Origin of the sequence: Streptomyces sp. NPDC127092 (assembly GCF_042722475.1) — a bacterium.
Taxonomy (GTDB): Bacteria; Actinomycetota; Actinomycetes; order Streptomycetales; family Streptomycetaceae; genus Streptomyces.
The window spans coordinates 50,355-66,606 of sequence record NZ_JBHXFE010000039.1 but is presented as its reverse complement, the minus strand read 5'-3'; the positions used below and the strand labels follow the sequence as shown (position 1 = coordinate 66,606).

The 16,252-nt window shown below is 73.8% G+C and carries 14 protein-coding genes; 8 read left to right on the top strand and 6 right to left on the bottom strand.

Annotated elements, in window-relative coordinates:
• The coding region (locus tag ACFWJO_RS28010) for a tetratricopeptide repeat protein (protein WP_386869471.1) at positions 1–2,604 on the top strand (2,604 nt) is incomplete at its 5' end.
• Between the two features lie 135 nt (positions 2,605–2,739).
• Here the strand turns inward: ACFWJO_RS28010 and ACFWJO_RS28005 are convergent.
• Together ACFWJO_RS28005 and mca are read right to left on the bottom strand one after the other, a co-directional pair.
• On the bottom strand, positions 2,740–2,982 hold the full coding sequence (locus ACFWJO_RS28005) for a hypothetical protein (RefSeq protein ID WP_386869469.1): 243 nt from the start codon (positions 2,980–2,982) through the stop codon (positions 2,740–2,742).
• Complete coding sequence (gene mca, locus ACFWJO_RS28000) at positions 2,975–3,856, bottom strand: mycothiol conjugate amidase Mca (protein WP_386869467.1); 882 nt, start codon at positions 3,854–3,856, stop codon at positions 2,975–2,977. The genes ACFWJO_RS28005 and mca overlap by 8 nt, the downstream gene beginning before the upstream one ends.
• Before the next feature lie 97 nt (positions 3,857–3,953).
• Between mca and ACFWJO_RS27995 the strand changes: the two genes are divergently transcribed.
• The 4 genes from ACFWJO_RS27995 to ACFWJO_RS27980 all read left to right on the top strand — a co-directional run bounded on the left by ACFWJO_RS27995 (position 3,954) and on the right by ACFWJO_RS27980 (position 10,105).
• On the top strand, positions 3,954–4,355 hold the full coding sequence (locus ACFWJO_RS27995) for a DUF4307 domain-containing protein (RefSeq protein ID WP_386869465.1): 402 nt from the start codon (positions 3,954–3,956) through the stop codon (positions 4,353–4,355).
• Positions 4,356–4,555: 200 nt separating this feature from the next.
• Entirely contained in the window at positions 4,556–5,053 is a 498-nt protein-coding gene (gene greA, locus ACFWJO_RS27990; RefSeq protein ID WP_384411690.1) for a transcription elongation factor GreA, read from the top strand.
• Positions 5,054–5,194: 141 nt separating this feature from the next.
• A complete protein-coding gene (locus tag ACFWJO_RS27985) occupies positions 5,195–7,702 on the top strand; it encodes a PQQ-binding-like beta-propeller repeat protein (protein ID WP_386869463.1) in 2,508 nt (835 codons plus the stop codon).
• 60 nt (positions 7,703–7,762) lie between these two features.
• Entirely contained in the window at positions 7,763–10,105 is a 2,343-nt protein-coding gene (locus ACFWJO_RS27980) for a protein kinase (protein ID WP_386869461.1), read from the top strand.
• A 13-nt stretch (positions 10,106–10,118) separates the two neighbouring features.
• On the opposite strand, the gene ACFWJO_RS27975 is transcribed toward ACFWJO_RS27980, so the two are convergent.
• From ACFWJO_RS27975 to ilvA, 3 genes are all read right to left on the bottom strand, one after another.
• A complete protein-coding gene (locus ACFWJO_RS27975; protein ID WP_386869459.1) occupies positions 10,119–10,964 on the bottom strand; it encodes an ABC transporter permease in 846 nt (281 codons plus the stop codon).
• Positions 10,961–12,013, bottom strand: coding sequence for an ATP-binding cassette domain-containing protein (locus ACFWJO_RS27970; protein ID WP_386869457.1), 1,053 nt, complete (start codon positions 12,011–12,013; stop codon positions 10,961–10,963). Before ACFWJO_RS27970 ends, ACFWJO_RS27975 begins: the two co-directional genes overlap by 4 nt.
• A gap of 197 nt (positions 12,014–12,210) precedes the next feature.
• Complete coding sequence (ilvA, locus tag ACFWJO_RS27965; protein WP_386869455.1) at positions 12,211–13,446, bottom strand: threonine ammonia-lyase; 1,236 nt, start codon at positions 13,444–13,446, stop codon at positions 12,211–12,213.
• A 112-nt stretch (positions 13,447–13,558) separates the two neighbouring features.
• On the opposite strand from ilvA, the gene ACFWJO_RS27960 reads away from it, so the two are divergent.
• The 3 genes from ACFWJO_RS27960 to ACFWJO_RS27950 are packed head-to-tail and all read left to right on the top strand — an operon-like array spanning position 13,559 to position 14,826.
• On the top strand, positions 13,559–14,071 hold the full coding sequence (locus ACFWJO_RS27960; protein ID WP_384411836.1) for a MarR family winged helix-turn-helix transcriptional regulator: 513 nt from the start codon (positions 13,559–13,561) through the stop codon (positions 14,069–14,071).
• Positions 14,072–14,128: 57 nt separating this feature from the next.
• Positions 14,129–14,578, top strand: coding sequence for a sigma factor-like helix-turn-helix DNA-binding protein (locus ACFWJO_RS27955; protein ID WP_386869453.1), 450 nt, complete (start codon positions 14,129–14,131; stop codon positions 14,576–14,578).
• Positions 14,575–14,826: a hypothetical protein gene (locus tag ACFWJO_RS27950; RefSeq protein ID WP_386869451.1), complete on the top strand. Its 252-nt coding sequence runs from the start codon at positions 14,575–14,577 to the stop codon at positions 14,824–14,826. The genes ACFWJO_RS27955 and ACFWJO_RS27950 overlap by 4 nt, the downstream gene beginning before the upstream one ends.
• Positions 14,827–15,026: 200 nt before the next feature.
• Here ACFWJO_RS27950 and ACFWJO_RS27945 read toward each other — a convergent pair whose 3' ends face one another.
• Complete coding sequence (locus ACFWJO_RS27945; protein WP_386869449.1) at positions 15,027–16,181, bottom strand: cystathionine gamma-synthase; 1,155 nt, start codon at positions 16,179–16,181, stop codon at positions 15,027–15,029.
• Positions 16,182–16,252 lie beyond the last annotated feature (71 nt).

Sequence of the window (16,252 nt, the reverse complement as noted above, 5' to 3'; positions counted from 1 at the left end):
GCCCGCCGGCGGGCCGTACTGGAGCAGTCCTTCGGGCACCTGCCGGACGCGGAGGGCCCGTTCGCCGGGCGGCGGGCCGAGCTGGCGCGGATCACCCGGTGGGTGCAGGCCGGGCGGGCGGCGACGACGACCCGGCCGACGGTGGTGATGTTGCCCGGCGCGCCCGGCTCGGGCCGTACGACGCTCGCGGTGCGGGCGGCGCACGCGCTGAAGGACCAGTTCCGCGGGGCGTGCGTGGTCGACCTGCGGGGCGCGGCGACGCGCGGGCAGCAGCCGCTGACGACGCGGGAGGCGCTGCTGCACCTGCTCAACCGGCTGGGCGCGCCGCGCGAGCAGCTGCTGTTCCGCGAGCGGTCCTCGCCGGAGCAGCAGGTGCGGCGGCTGGCGGAGCTGTACCACCAGCATCTGACCGGGCTGGCGGTGACGGTGATCCTGGACGACGCGGTCGACGCGGCGCAGGTGCGGACGCTGCTGCCGGAGCGCTCGGACAGTCTGGTCCTGGTGACCTGCCGGGAGCCGCTCGACCTGGGCGAGGACGTGCCGGCCGCGGTGCACGTGCTGCCGGTGACGGAGCTGGAGGCGGCGGGCGCGGAGGAGCTCCTCGGCGCGGCCGCCGGCCCGGGGCCGTACGACGCGGAGGGTTTCGAGCGGGCGCGGGAGCTGTGCGGCGGGCTGCCGCTGGCGCTGCGCACGGCGGGCGCCCTGCTCGACGGGCGGCCGGCGGAGGAGGTGGCGCGGCTGCTCGCGGCGGCGGGACCGGACGCCGGCCCGGTGGAGCGGGCGCTCGCCGCCGGTTACGCGACGGGTCTGGACGAGGACGGGCGGCGGCTGCTGCGCCGGCTGGCGCTGGCCGGCCGGGCCTCGCTGGGCGCGGCGGCCGCGGCGGCGCTGCTCGGCGGGACGCCCGAGGACGGGGCGCGGCTGCTCGGGGAGCTGGCCCGGGCGGGGCTGCTCGACCATGTGCGCGGGAAGCGTTACCGGCTGCACGACGCGGTGCGCGGCTTCGCGGCGGCGCGGCTCGTGGAGGAGGAGGACCAGGCGGAGATCGCGGCGGCGCAGGAGCGGCTGATCCGTAGCTACGCGGAGCTGGCGGACGCGGTGATCCGGATGGTCGACGGCAAGATGTCGACACGGGTCAACCGCGTCGCCCGCTTCGACGGGCACGGTTTCGGTTCGCTGGAGGCGGCGCTGCGCTGGCTGGACGAGGAGTCCAGCTTCATCACGGCGACGCTGCGGCACACCGAGGGCGTGGACCAGCAGACGGTGCTCGACCTGCTGGGCGCGCTGTGCGACTACTGCCTGCTGCGCGGCGACCTGTACCGGCTCGGCGAGATCAACGAGCTGACGGAGGCCGTGGGGCAGGGGCTGCTCTCGCGGTCGGTGCAGTGGCGTACGGGCATCGCGGCCCGGCAGCTGGGCGAGCTGGACAAGGCGCGGACGACGCTGACGTCGGTGGTGTCGCTGTACCAGGAGGCGCACCAGGACGCGGGCGCGGCGCTGGCGCTGTGTTCGCTCGGGATCACCCTGCACCACCAGGGCAATCTGTCGGAGGCGGCGGCGCGGCTGCGGGAGGCGCTCGCGCTCCAGGAGCCGGAGTCGCTGGCCGCGGACCGCGGCTGGACGCTGCACGCGCTGGCCGCCGTCGAGCGGGACCGGGCCGGGCTCGCGGAGGCGCTGACGCTGCTGGACCGTGCCCTCGCGCTGCACCGGGAGCACGAGTCGCTGCACGGCGAGGCGTGGGCGCACTTCCAGCGGGGGCAGGTGTTCCTGCGGATGGGCGAGGTGACGCGGGCGGAGGAGGAGCTGCGGCTCGCGCTCGACCAGTACGGCCGCACCCACGACGGGCGCGGCGAGGCGTGGGCGCTGACCCAGCTGGCCCGGGCCCGGCTGGTCGCCGGGGACACGGCCGCGGCGGTGGACGGGCTGCGGCAGGCGCTCTCCCGGCATCGGGAGCAGGAGGACGCCCGGGGCGAGGCGTGGACGCTCTACTACCTGGGGCACGCGCTGGAGGAGCGGGGCGACCGGGACCAGGCGGTGCGGGAGCTGGAGCGGGCGCGGACGATGTTCTCGCGGATGCGGGACGTCTACGGCTTGGCATGTGCCCGCCACCACTCGGGGCGGGTCACCCGGGACCAGCGTGCGGCGCAGACCGGGAACCTGCGCAACTCCGGTTTCGCCCGCCAGCTGCTCATGGACGCCCGGGCCGACTTCCGCCGGATCGGCGTGGCCCACGGCGAGGCCTGGACCTGCCTGGAGCTGGCCCTGATCGACGCCGGCAACGGCCGCACCGCCCAGGCGCTGGACCTCTGCGAGGAGGCCGCGCGGCTCTTCCTCTCGTACGACGACCGGCGCGGCGCCGACTGGGCCCGCTTCCTGCGCTGCACCCTGCTCCCCGACCCGGCGGCGGCCCGCGAGGAACTGACCGCCCTGACGGAGTCCCGCCATCCTCTGCGCGACCCGCGCCTGGAGGACTATGCCGAGGCCTACTCCCTGATCCTGGACCGCCCCGCCGCACCGGAGTCCGCCCGGCAGGCGTGGGACCTGGGGATGATTCCGGGCAGGCAGGCGCGGGAGGTGATGGGGGTGCCGGTGGAGGTGGCCTGAGGGCGGAGCCGGCGCGGCCGCCGCTGCCACCCGCCGGTCACCGCCGGCCGCTTCCGCCGTGACGGGGAGCCGGTGCGCGGGTACGCCTCGGGGCGCGGCGGCACCGGTCGGTGCCGTCGCGCCCCGCTCGTACCGCTACTTCTTCGCCGGGCCCTCGGCCGCCGGGGCGGCCGTGGCGGTGGCCGGGTCCGGGGCCTCGGTGAAGTCGATCTTGTGCATGTGGCGGTTCATCGACTTCATCAGCATCCAGACGGCCAGCGCCAGGACGGCGAAGACGACGAAGCCGAGGACGCCGGGGGTCACCTTGTTCTCGTCCAGCTCCTTCGCGGCGAAGGGGACGAGCTCGGTCAGTGCCAGGTGTGCGCTCATGCTAGGCATTGTCCCGGATGCCCGCGAAGAGGTCGCTCTCGGGGAGGGAGGTGTCCACGAGGGACTTGCTGAGCTCGTACTCCTCCGTCGGCCAGACCTCCTTCTGGATCTCCATCGGCACCCGGAACCAGCCGCCGTCGGGGTCGATCTGGGTGCGGTGGGCGATCAGGGCCTTGTCGCGGATCTCGAAGTACTCCGAGCACGGCACGAAGGTCGTGAGGGTGCGCTCCTTGCGCTCGAACTCGTCCCAGCGCTTGAGCCAGTCCCCGTACGGCGACTCCAGGCCCCGGTCGAGCAGGGCCTGGTGCAGGGCCTCGGTGCGCGGGCGGTTGAAGCCCTGGTTGTAGTACAGCTTCTGCGGCTGGAAGGCCGGGCCGAACTCGGCCTCCGGGTACTTCTCGGTGTCGGCCGCGCCCTCGAAGGCCACCATCGTGATCTTGTGGGTCATGATGTGGTCGGGGTGCGGATAACCGCCGTTCTCGTCGTAGGTCGTGATGACCTGCGGACGGAAGGCACGGATCTTGCGGACCAGCGCGCCCGCGGCGGCGTCCACGTCCTCCAGGGCGAAACAGCCCTCGGGCAGCGGCGGCAGCGGGTCGCCCTCGGGCAGGCCCGAGTCGACGAAGCCGAGCCACTCCTGCCGGACGCCGAGGATCTCGCGGGCCTCGTCCATCTCCTTGCGGCGCACCTCGTGGATGTTCGCCTCGATGTACGGGTCGCCCTGGAGCTTCGGGTTGAGGATGGAGCCGCGCTCGCCGCCCGTGCAGGTCACGACCAGGACCTCCACCCCCTCGGACACATACTTGGCCATCGTCGCCGCGCCCTTGCTCGACTCGTCGTCGGGGTGGGCGTGAACGGCCATCAGTCGCAGCTGCTCAGTCAAGACTCGATCCTCAGTGATTCGTCGCCTAGGGAGGTCTCTATAGTGACGGAATCGGGGGTGGGAAAATTCCGGCACCCCTGCGGCGAGAGGAACGATCATGAGCGCGGTGCGAGAGGGCCTGCCCGAGGGGCGCTACGGGCGCTCCGCGGACGAGCGCGCCGATCGCACGCTGAAGATCGTCGGTGCCGTGCTCGGCACCCTTCTGCTGGCCGTGACGGGCTGGTTCGGCTGGTACTACGTCGTCGACAGCAAGATCAGCGCCGAGCTGATCAAGTTCGACGTGGTCAGCGACGACGAGGTCCAGGTGCACCTGGAGATCCGCAAGGACGCCGAGGCCCACGGCGTCTGCACCCTGCGCTCCCGCTCCGAGGACGGCGCCGAGGTGGGCCGCAAGGACGTCGCGGTCGACGTGTCCGGCGGACGGATCGACAAGGTCTACTCGATCCGCACCACCGCGAGGGCCACCAGCGCCGAGCTGATCGGGTGTACGGCCCGGTAGCGGTGGGTAGGGAGCCGGGGTAGCGCCCCCGGCAGGCCACGCCGGTGACCTGGGGTGACGTAAAGCGCGCGTTTATGTCCTCCCGCTTTTCGCCACTCATTGTTAGGCTCGTGGTTTCGCCCGTTCGGAAGGCGCATGCTGAAAAAGCGGCCTTACGTGCAGGGCGAGCTTTGTATTCCCAGTACCTACGAGGAGCACCTGTGACCCAGACCAGCGACAACGTCACCTGGCTCACCCAGGAGGCGTACAACAAGCTCAAGGAAGAGCTTGAGTACCTGTCTGGTCCCGCGCGTACCGAGATCGCAGCCAAGATCGCCGCGGCGCGCGAAGAGGGCGACCTGCGCGAGAACGGCGGGTACCACGCGGCCAAGGAGGAGCAGGGCAAGCAGGAGCTCCGGGTCCGCCAGCTCACCCAGCTCCTGCAGAACGCCAAGGTCGGCGAGGCCCCGGAGGACACCGGTGTGGTCGGCCCGGGCATGGTCGTGACGATCGCGTTCGACGGCGACGAGAGTGACACCCTGGAGTTCCTGCTCGCGTCGCGCGAGTACGCGAGCGACACCATCGAGACCTACTCCCCGCAGTCCCCGCTGGGCGCCGGCGTCATCGGCCACTCCGTCGGCGACGAGGCGGAGTACGAGCTGCCGAACGGCAAGAAGGCCATGGTGAAGATCATGAGCGCCAAGCCGTACACCGGCTGACGTTCTTCTTCCGCGTTCGTTTCGCACGAAGGGCCGGACCCGTACCGACGGGTCCGGCCCTTCGTCATGCTCATGCAATCCGCACGCGCGACCGTGTAATGATCTTGGGGGTCGGCGCCGCAGGCACGGGAGGACGGGCAGATGCTGGGACCGCTGCGCGAGGGCACGCCACGGCGGATCGGGCCGTACGAGGTGCTGGCCCGGCTCGGCGCGGGCGGCATGGGCGAGGTGTACCTGGCCCGCCTGGACACCCCCGGCCCGGCCCCGGACGCCCCCGGTGGCACGGACACCGCAGGGACCCCGGACGCCCCCGGCGCCACGGACGCCGGAGGCACCGCGGACGGTCCCGGCGGCGCGCCCTCCGTCGCGTACGTCGCCGTCAAGACCGTACGGCGTGACGTCGCCGGCGAGCCCGCCTTCCGCGAGCGCTTCCGCCGCGAGATCCGGGTCGCGGGACTGGTCCGCAGCGCCCACGCCGCGGCGCCCGTCGGCGGCGACGCCGACGCCGAGGTGCCCTGGCTCGCCACGGCCTACGTGCCCGGGCCGAGCCTCGCCCAGGCCGTGCGGCGCGGCGGCCCGCTGCCCGTCGCCACCGTGCGGGCGCTCGGCGCGCGGGTCGCGCGCGCCCTCGCCGACCTGCACGGGGCCGGGGTGCTGCACCGCGACCTCAAGCCCGGCAACGTCATGCTCGCCGTCGACGGGCCGCGCCTGATCGACTTCGGCATCGCGCGGGCGAGCGGCGCCACGACGATGACGGCGACCGGCCTGATGGTCGGCACGCCCTCCTTCATGTCGCCCGAGCACGTGGCCGGCGCCCGGCACGTCACCGGGGCCTCGGATGTCTTCTGTCTCGGCTCGCTGCTCTGCTATGCGGCGACCGGCGAGGACCCGTTCGGCGACGGGCCGGTGGCCGCCGTCCTCTACCGCGTCTCGCAGGCCGAGGCGGACCTGGCCCGGGTGCCCGGGGAACTGCGCGGCGTCGTCGCCGCCTGTCTGTCCCGGGACCCGGCGGACCGGCCGACGCCCGAGGCGCTGGTGGAGCTCCTCGGCGGCGACGGCGGTCCCGCGCCCGCCTGGCCGGAGGCCGTACGGGAGCACATCGGCGAGTACGGGCGGGAGCTGGCCCAGCTCGTCGCGGCGGGCGGCCCGCTCGTCGAGGTACCCGAGGCCCCGGCGACGCCGCCCGGCGCGCCCGCGGGAGCGGCGGGCCCGGACGCGCTGCACGCGGCGGCCACACAGGCGCCCTCGGCTCCCGCCGCCCCTGCCCCGGGGCGGCGCCGCCGTGGGCCGGTGGCCGCCGTGGCGGCCCTCGCCGTCCTGGGCGGCGGCATCGGCGCGTACCTGCTGTGGCCGCAGCCGGACCCGGGCCCGAAGAAGCCGACGGCCGCCCCGCCCGCCGCCTCAGGCCCGCGCGTCCCGGGCGTCGACGACCGCGGGCTGGCCGACGCCTCCGGGGTCGTCCCGCAGAACGCCGCCCAGCGCCCGGCCGGCTGGAAGCCGTGGCGGGCGAAGCTGTCGGCACCGGCGTTCGGGTGCTCGGGGAACGAGAAGGCCCTGGTGTGCCGGACGACCGACGGACGGTACGAGGCGATCGACCCGGCGAACGGGAAGAAGCTGTGGGACGCGAACCTGATCGAGGACCCGCGGAACGACGACAGCTACGTCGGTCCCACTGGAGCGGTCATCGTGGCGGGTGGTTCGGCCCGGCCGACGGTCCACCACGACGTCGTCGTGCTCGCCGTCGACGGGACGCTCCAGGTGCGCGACGCCCGCACCGGCGCCGTTCGATGGGAGAAGGAGTCGGGTGGCGGGCACGGCGTGGCGAGCCGTCCGGTCGTGGGCGACGGCACGCTGTTCCTCGCCTCGACGGGCGAGGCCGCGCAGACCCGTCTGGTGGCGTACCGACTCGGCGACGGCCGGGAGCTCTGGTCGAAGGGGCTCTCCAACGCCGACCTCGCCCGCTCCGACTACAAGGACTTCGAACCGGTCGCGTACGCCAAGGGCCTGGTCTACGCGCTGAGCGACGGCGGGCTCGTCGCCTACGACGCCCGGACCGGGGACCTGCGCGGGCAGGTCGACGCCGACGCCCGCACCTGTGAGGAGATCAAGGTCCTCGGCGCGAACGCCTACTGCGCCGACCTCCCGCACAGCGCCGACGAGCCGGAGAACCTGCACCTGCTCGACGCCGCCACGCTCGCGTCGAAGGGAAGCCTGCCGTCCTCCGTCGCGAAACTGCACCCCGTGGTCCTGACCCCGTACGTGGCGATCGGTATCGACCGCGAGAACGGCGGGCTGAAGGTCTACGACCCGCGCGACGGGAGCGAGAAGGGCGCGTACGCGGCGAAGGCCACCCCCGCCGGGCTCTCCCACGCCTGGTCGACGCCGCTCCTCGCGGACGACCGGATCGTGTACGCCGACTACGCGTCGCTCCACACCGTGCGGCTGGACGGGAAGGGCAGGCCGACCGGGCTGCGGACCACTCCCGTGCCGGGGGCACCCGGGCCGCGGGCCGACAAGGGCCCCGCGAACCCGCTCGACGGCGTGCGGTACGACGAGATGCTGCGGGCACCGGAGGTGCTGCCCGTCGGCGGGATCGCCTACCTCGTGTACGACCAGGGGGCCGTGGTCTCCGTCGAGCTGCCCCGGTAGCCGCCGGGACAGGCCCCGGACCAGTCGCCCGAACAACCAGATCAGAAAGGCGCGTTGACCGTGCTGGAAGCACTTCCCGCCGGGCCGCCGCGGCTCGTCGGCCCCTACCGGCTGCTCGCCCGGCTCGGCGCGGGCGGCATGGGCGAGGTCCATCTGGCCTGCCGGGCGGACGCGCCGACGGCCGATCCGTACCGCATGGTCGCCGTGAAGACCGTACGGGAGGACCTGGAGGTCGACGGGGACTTCCGGGCCCGGTTCCGGCGCGAGATCACGGCGGCGCGCGCGGTGCGCAGCCCGTACGCGGCGCGGCTCGTGGACGCGGACGCCGACGCGCCGGCGCCGTGGCTCGCGACCGAGTACGTGCCGGGGCCCTCGCTCGCGGAGGCGGTCGTGCGGTCCGGGAAGCTGCCGGTCGCCGCCGTACGGGAGCTGGGCGTCACGCTGGCGCGGGCACTGGAGGCGGTGCACGCGGCGAAGGTGCTGCACCGGGACCTGAAGCCGGCGAACGTGCTGCTCGGCGCGAGCGGCCCGAAGCTGATCGACTTCGGCATCGCGCAGGCCTTCGAGGCGACGGCGCTGACCTCGACGGGCCTGGTGGTCGGCTCGCCCGGGTTCATGTCGCCGGAGCACCTGACCGGCAGCCGGGCGGTCGTGCCCGCGTCGGACGTGTTCTGCCTGGGCGCGGTGCTCGCGTTCGCGGCGAGCGGCCGGGGGCCGTTCCACGACGACGAGATGGCGGCGGTGATCTACCGGATCAGCCGCGCCGACGCCGAACTCTCCGGTGTGCCGGAGGAGTTGCGGCCGGTCGTGGAGCGGTGTCTGCGGCTCGACCCGGCGGAGCGGCCGACGGCGGCGGAGCTGGCGGGACTGCTCGGGGGCCGGGTCGCGGAGGTCTTTCCGTGGCCGGGCGGGGTGCTGTCGCTGCTCGCCGAGTACGGGGACGCGGCGCGGAAGGCCGGCGAGGCGGCGGCGTCGGGCGCGGGCGTGGCGGATCTGCCGACGCTGGCGCCGGTGGTGCCGTACTCGCCCACGGCGGTGGGCGAGCGGCCGGCGGCCGGGGCGGGCGCTGCTGCGGACGCCGGGCGGGACGCGCCGGAGCCCCGGCGCCGCCCGTGGGCGCGGATCGCCGCCGTCGCGGTCGCGGTGGCGGTGGTGGCGACCGTGGGCGTGATGGCGCTCGACGGCCGGGACGGGCAGGCCGGCCAGGGCGGTGGGGGCGGTGTGACGGGCGCAGGGCCGTCGGGGAGTGCGTCGGCGACGCCGTCCGGTGGGGACGCGCCGCGGACGCTGGACCAGGTCGTCCTCCCGTTCGGCGGCGAGGGCCACACCGGCGACTACGGCACGGCCGGCACGCGGCGCTCCTCGCGTCCGGCGGGCTGGGCGCCCTGGTCGCGGAAGTTCGACACGCCGGCGGAGTCCTGTGCCCTCTCCCCCGAGGTGCTGGTGTGCACGGGTCCTGGCGGCGCCGTGGCGGCGCTCGCGGCCGCCGACGGCCGGGTGCTGTGGTCGAAGCCGGGGCGGGGCGAGGCCCCGCGGGTGGCCTCGCAGTACCCGGCGGTCGTCGGCGACCTAGTGGCCGTCACCGGCCCGGACGGCGTCCGGGCGTACGCGCTCGAGGACGGCGCCGAGCGGTGGCGGCGTGCCGTGCCGGACGGCGACTGGGCGGTCAAGGGCACCGACCTGCACGACGGGGTGCTCTACTCGACGTATGTGAACGTGGCGGACGAGCGCTCCGGCCTCGTCACGGCGGTGCGGCCCGGCGAGGGCGGCAAGGAGCTGTGGAAGGCGCCGCTCGACGTCATCCCGGAGCAGCCGGTGGCCTCCGGCGGCTCGGTCTTCGTGCCCGGCAACGGCCGGGTGCTGGCGCTCGACGCCCGTACGGGCCGGGAGACCGCGCGCGGCTCGGACGCCGACGGGTGCTACGCGGTGACCGTGCACGAGGACAGCGTGCTGTGCGAGGGGTCCGGGCGCGGCGTGTCCGTGCTGGACGCGGGCACGCTGGAGCGGGAGCGGACGGTCGGGGCGGGCGTCCGGTTCCTGGGGTCGCCGGCGGTGAACGCGCAGGGCGTCCTGGCCATGACCGACGGGGTCCGGATCTACGCGTACGACCTGCGTACGGGGGCCGAGCGCTGGCAGCGGTCGGCGGTCTACTTCGGCAGCAAGGGGACCGTCGAGCGGGTGTGCTTCGCGGGGGACCGCCTGCTGGCGGTGAACGGCAGCCAGGTCTCCGCGCTGCCCCTTCAGAACCCGCCGGCCGATACGCGTGACTACCCGAAGGTCCACCTGAGCGATCCCGTGGCCACCCTCCCGCCCACCGACGGCACGAACGGCGTCCTGGCCGCCGGAGGGGCGGTCTTCGTCCTCCTCTCCGACGGCCGGGTCACCTCGGGCTACCTGCCCTGATCGGGGCGGTTCCTCAGGCCGTCGCCGACCGGTACTTGCGTACCGAGAGCGTGCGGAAGACCACGATGATCAGCAGCGACCAGAGCAGCGACGCCCACCCCGGGTGCTGCATCGGCCAGGCGTCGGACGTCGAGACGCCCGGGTTGCCGAAGAGCTCGCGGCAGGCCTGGACGGTCGCGCTGAACGGGTTCCACTCGGCGACGGGCTGCAGCCAGGAGGGCAGCTTGCTGGAGTCCACGAACGCCGTCGAGATGAACGTGACCGGGAAGAGCCAGATCAGTCCGCCGGAGGTGGCGGCCTCCGGCGTGCGCACCGAGAGGCCGATGAGCGCGCCGATCCACGAGAAGGCGTATCCGAGGAGGAGCAGCAGCGCGAAGGCCAGGAGGGCCTTGGGGACGCCCTCGTGGATCCGCCAGCCGACCAGCAGGCCCACTATCGCGAGCACCACGACCGTGAGCGTGGTCTGCACGAGGTCGGCGAGGGTGCGGCCGGTGAGGACCGCGCCGCGGGCCATCGGCAGCGAGCGGAAGCGGTCGATGAGGCCCTTGTGCATGTCGTCGGCGATGCCCGCGCCCGCGCCGGCCGTGGCGAAGGTGACGGTCTGGGCGAAGATGCCCGCCATCAGGAACTCGCGGTAGACCTGCGGCGAGGTGGAGCTGCCGATCTGCATGGAGCCGCCGAAGACGTAGCTGAACAGCACCACGAACATGATCGGCTGGATCAGGCCGAAGATGATCATCTCCGGGATGCGCATCATCCTGATCAGGTTGCGCTTGGTGACGACCAGCGAGTCGGCGATCGACTGGGTGATCGCGCCGCGGGCCTTCGGCCGCGCGGCGGTGTCGGTCAGTGCGGTCACTTGGCCGCCTCCTTCACCGTCTCCCTGGCCTGCTGCTTCGCGCGCCTGCCGCGGGCGTCCGGCGGCGGGCCGTCGCCGTTCTCCTCGTCCGCCTGCTCGGCCACGTGGCCGGTGAGGGAGAGGAAGACGTCGTCGAGGGTGGGGCGGCGCAGGCCGATGTCGTCGATCTCGACGCCGACGGCGTCCAGGTCACGGATGACCTCGGCGAGGATCTTGGCGCCGCCGGTGACCGGGACGGTCAGCTTGCGGGTGTGGTCCTCGACGCTGATCTCGCCGTGGCCGACGCCCGCGATGCCGTAGCGGGCGAGGATCTCGCGGGCGGAGGGGATCATCCCTCGTTCGTGGACGACGACCTCGACGCGCTCGCCGCCGGTCTGGGCCTTGAGCTCGTCGGAGGTGCCGCGGGCGATGACCCTGCCGTGGTCGACGACGCAGATGTCGTGCGCGAGGTGGTCGGCCTCCTCCAGGTACTGCGTGGTGAGAAGGAGAGTGGTGCCGCCGGCGACGAGGTCCTGGATGACCTCCCACAGGGACTGGCGGTTGCGGGGGTCGAGGCCGGTGGTGGGTTCGTCCATGAACATCACGGGCGGGGAGACGACCAGGGCGGCCGCCAGGTCGAGGCGGCGGCGCATGCCGCCGGAGTACGTCTTGGCGGTCCGGTCGGCGGCGTCGGCGAGGTTGAACCGCTCCAGGAGCTCGTCCGCCCGGGCCTTCGCCGCCCTCGCGTTCATCTGGTACAGCTGCCCGACCATCTGGAGGTTCTCGCGGCCGGTCAGGTACTCGTCGACGGCGGCGAACTGGCCGGAGAGGCCGATGGAACGCCGCACCTCGTTGGGGTGCTTGAGCACGTCTATCCCGGCGACGACGGCCCGGCCGCTGTCGGGTCTCAGGAGTGTGGTGAGGACGCGCACGGTGGTCGTCTTGCCCGCGCCGTTCGGGCCGAGCAGGCCCAGGACGGTGCCCTCGGGGACGTCGAGGTCCACGCCGTCCAGAGCTCGTACGTCACCGAAGGTCTTCACCAGGCCTTCGGCGTGGATCGCGCCTGCCATGTGGGGTCTCCCAGCAGATGTGGCGGGATTTGAGCATTTCTGTCCAAGTCTAGGTATGCCGGATCGAGAGCGCCCGGCATTCCCGTGACCCACACCACAAGCTAACGCGATACATCGCGACACACAACCGATTTACGCGCACGCGCCCCCGCCCGGCCCGCCTGAGCCCGAGCCGCCCCCGCCCCGCACGGCCCGGCTCAGCCCAGGATCGTGTACCCCGCCTCCCGCAGCGACGCCGCGACCTCCTCACAGTGCTCCGGGCCCTTCGTCTCCAGGTGCAGCTCCACCTCCGCCTCCGTGAGGCCGAGCCGCGGATCGGTCCGCACGTGGCTGACGTCCAGGACGTTCGCGTCCACCACCGTCAGCACCGCCAGCAGCGTCGCCAGCGCGCCCGGCCGGTCGGTCACCTTCAGGCGCAGGCTCAGATAGCGGCCCGCGGCCGCCATGCCGTGCCTCAGGATCCGCTGCATCAGGAGCGGGTCGACGTTGCCGCCGGACAGCACCGCCACCACCGGCCCGCCGCCCCGGAACGCCCCCGGATCCGCCAGCAGCGCCGCCACCGGGCTCGCCCCGGCCGGCTCCACCACCAGCTTGGCCCGCTCCAGGCACAGCAGCAGCGCCGACGACAGCGCGTCCTCCGAGACGGTGCGCACCTCGTCCACGTACTCCTGCACCAGGCTGAACGGCACGTCACCGGGGCGCCCCACCTTGATGCCGTCCGCCATCGTCACCGGCGACTCGACCGCCACCGGGTGGCCCGCCGCGAGCGAGGGCGGATAGGCCGCCGCGCCCTCCGCCTGCACGCCGACGACCCGCACGTCGGGCCGCACCGACTTCACCGCGAGGCCGATGCCCGCCACCAGACCGCCGCCGCCGACGCCGACGACGATCGTCCGCACCTCCGGGCACTGCTCCAGGATCTCCAGACCCACCGTGCCCTGCCCCGCGATGATGTCCGGGTGGTCGAAGGGATGGATGAAGACCGCACCGGTCTCCCGTGCGTAGTCCTCCGCGGCCGCCAGCGTCTCGTCGACCACCTGGCCGTGCAGCCGCACCTCCGCCCCGTACTCGCGGGTCGCCGCCACCTTGGGCAGCGGGGCGCCCACCGGCATGAAGACCGTCGCGTGCACCCCGAGCAGCGACGAGGCCAGGGCCACGCCCTGCGCGTGGTTGCCCGCCGAGGCGGCGACCACCCCGGCCGCCCGCTGCTCGGGCCGCAGCCCCGCGATCCGCACGTACGCGCCGCGCAGCTTGAACGAGCCGGTGCGCTGGAGGTTCTCGCACTTGAGGTGCACCGGCGAGCCGACCAGCGAGGACAGGTGCCGGCTGCCCTCCATCGCGGTCACCCGGGCCACCCCGGCGAGCATCTTCTGCGCCCCGCGCACGTCGTCGAGCATCAGCCGATGCAAGGGGTCTGGCCTACGGAAGCTCATGACAGCAAGTCTCGCAGCATATCCGGATCGTGCAGCGCCGGTACGGACCCCGGAAACGCCGCGTACTCTGTCCCCCACCAACCGACCACCGCACGAGAGAGCCACCACAGCCATGCCCACGTCTCAGGACATGACGACTGAGCTCGACCCCGGTCTCCTCGACGCCCTCCAGCACCAGGTGGCCGTCTTCGCCCGGCGGGCCGAGCAGACCCGGCTCGGCGGCACCGGTCAGCTGCGCAACTCGATGGACCGCGCCGCCTACCTGCTGCTCAACCGGCTCGACCAGGAAGGCCCGATGGGCGTCAAGGCGCTCGCCGCGGGCATGGGCATCGACTCGTCCACGGTCACCCGCCAGGTCGCCCCGCTCGTCGACACCGGCCTGGTCAAGCGCACCTCGCACCCCGAGGACGGCCGCGCCGTCGTGCTCCAGCTCTCCCCGCGCGGCCAGGCCCGCCTGGAGGAGGTCCGCGCCTCGCGGCGGCAGCTGATGGCGGAGGTCACCGAGGGCTGGACGCCCGCCGAGCGCGAGTCCTTCTGCTCGCTCCTCACGCGCTTCAACTCCGCGCTCTCCGCACGCCAGTCGGGCCTTCCGGCCACGGCCGACGACACCGCGCCGAAGTCGTGACCCCGCGCCCCGGACACGGGGCTTGACCCCGGCCCCGCACTGGCCTCAACTGAGGACGTGCGAGAGACCGGAAACGGCCACAGCGGCGAAGAAGCCCACCGCACCCGGGAGTTCACGGCCTTCACGGCCGGGGCGTCGGGCCGGCTGCTGCACGTCGCGACGCTGCTCACCACCGAGCCCGCACACCGCAACCCGCTCGCCCAGGACCTCCTGACCGCCTCCCTCGCGCACACCTACGCCCACTGGGACCGGCTGCGCGGCGAGGACCCGTACGAGGTCACCCGCTCCGACCTGGCCACCCGCTTCGCCCGGACCGCCTGGCGGCACCACCGCGGCCGGGGCGGGGTGCTCTCCTCCCTCACCCCGCAGGAACGTCTCGTCGTCGTGCTCCGGCTGTACGAGGGCGTCGCCGAGGAGCAGACCGCCGCGCTGCTCGGGGTGCCCGAGGACCGGATACGGGCCGTCTGCGCACGGGCCGTGAGCGCGTTGCGGGCGGCAGCCTCGTGAACCGCCACGAACGCAAGGAGGACGCGGTCCGCCGGATGATGGAGGCCGGCCACCCGCACGTCCCCGGCGACCTCACCGCCCGGGCCGTCGCCCGCGGCACCCGCCTGCTGCGCCGGGACCGGGTGCTGCGCCGGATCTGGTGGACGCTGCTCGCCGCGGCGGCCGTCGCCTTCGTGGTGTGGGCGTCGGTGGCCCGCCCGTGGGAGGTCCCGCCGGCCGGCACGACGCCGCCGCTGGAGGGCTGGTGACACCCGGCCCGGCCGGGCGGGTCCGGGGTCTGGTGCCGGGGTGCGGGACCTCCACGGGGGCGGGGGTGTCCGGACTGCCACCTCCACTTCGCTTCGCTCGTGGAGGAGGCCAAAACGTCCGGACACCCCCAACCCCGCTCCGGCCCCGCACCCCTCCCCGCCGTCGTCGGTGCGGCGCGGTCGCGCCGGAGGTGTGGCGGCTAGCCGAGCGCCTCGCGCAGGTCCGCGAGCAGGTCGTCGACGTTCTCGATGCCGACCGACAGGCGGACCAGGTCCGCCGGGACCTCCAGGGCCGAGCCCGCGACGCTCGCGTGCGTCATCCGGCCCGGGTGCTCGATGAGCGACTCGACGCCGCCCAGGGACTCGCCCAGGGTGAAGAGCTTGGCGCGGTTGCAGACGTCGACGGCCGCCTGCTCGCCGCCCTCGACGCGGAACGAGATCATGCCGCCGAAGGAACGCATCTGCTTGGCCGCGACCTCGTGGCCCGGGTGCTCCGGCAGGCCCGGGTAGAGGACCTGGGTGACCTTCGGGTGCTGGGTCAGCATCTCGACGACCTTGCCGGCGTTCTCGCTGTGCCGGTCCATGCGGACGGCGAGCGTCTTGATGCCGCGCAGCACGATCCACGAGTCGAACGGGCCGGCGACCGCGCCCATCGCGTTCTGGTGGTACGCCAGTTCCTCGCCGAGCTCCGCGTCGGCCGTCACCAAGGCGCCGCCGACCACGTCGGAGTGGCCGCCCATGTACTTGGTGAGCGAGTGCACGACGACGTCCGCGCCCAGCGACAGCGGCTGCTGGAGGTACGGGGAGGCGAAGGTGTTGTCGACGACCAGCTTCACGCCGGCCTGCCGGGCGACGCCCGCGACGGCCTCGATGTCGGTGATGCCGAGCAGCGGGTTCGAGGGCGTCTCGACCCAGACCAGCTTCGTACGGTCGTTGATCGCGCCGCGCACCGACTCGACGTCCGAGGTGTCCGCCACGGAGAAGTCGACGCCCCAGCGCTGGACGACCTTCGCGAACAGGCGGAAGGTGCCGCCGTAGGCGTCGTTGGGGATGACGACGTGGTCGCCGGGGACGAGCAGGGTGCGCAGCAGGCAGTCCTCGGCGGCGAGGCCGGAGGCGAAGGCGAGGCCGCGGCGGCCGCCTTCCAGGGCCGCGAGGTTCTCCTCCAGCGCGGTCCGGGTCGGGTTGGCGCTGCGGCTGTACTCGTAGCCGCCGCGCAGTCCGCCCACACCGTCCTGCTTGTAGGTGGACACCTGGTAGATGGGCGGGACGACCGCGCCGGTCAGCGGGTCGGCGGTGTTGCCCGCGTGGATGGCGCGGGTCTCGAAGCTCTGGTGGGAGTGCTGGTCGCTCATGATGCAGGAGCGTAGTCCCGTGCCCGGGCCGCCGCCCGGTGTCTCAGCAGGTGTGCCGGAGCGTCCTGGAC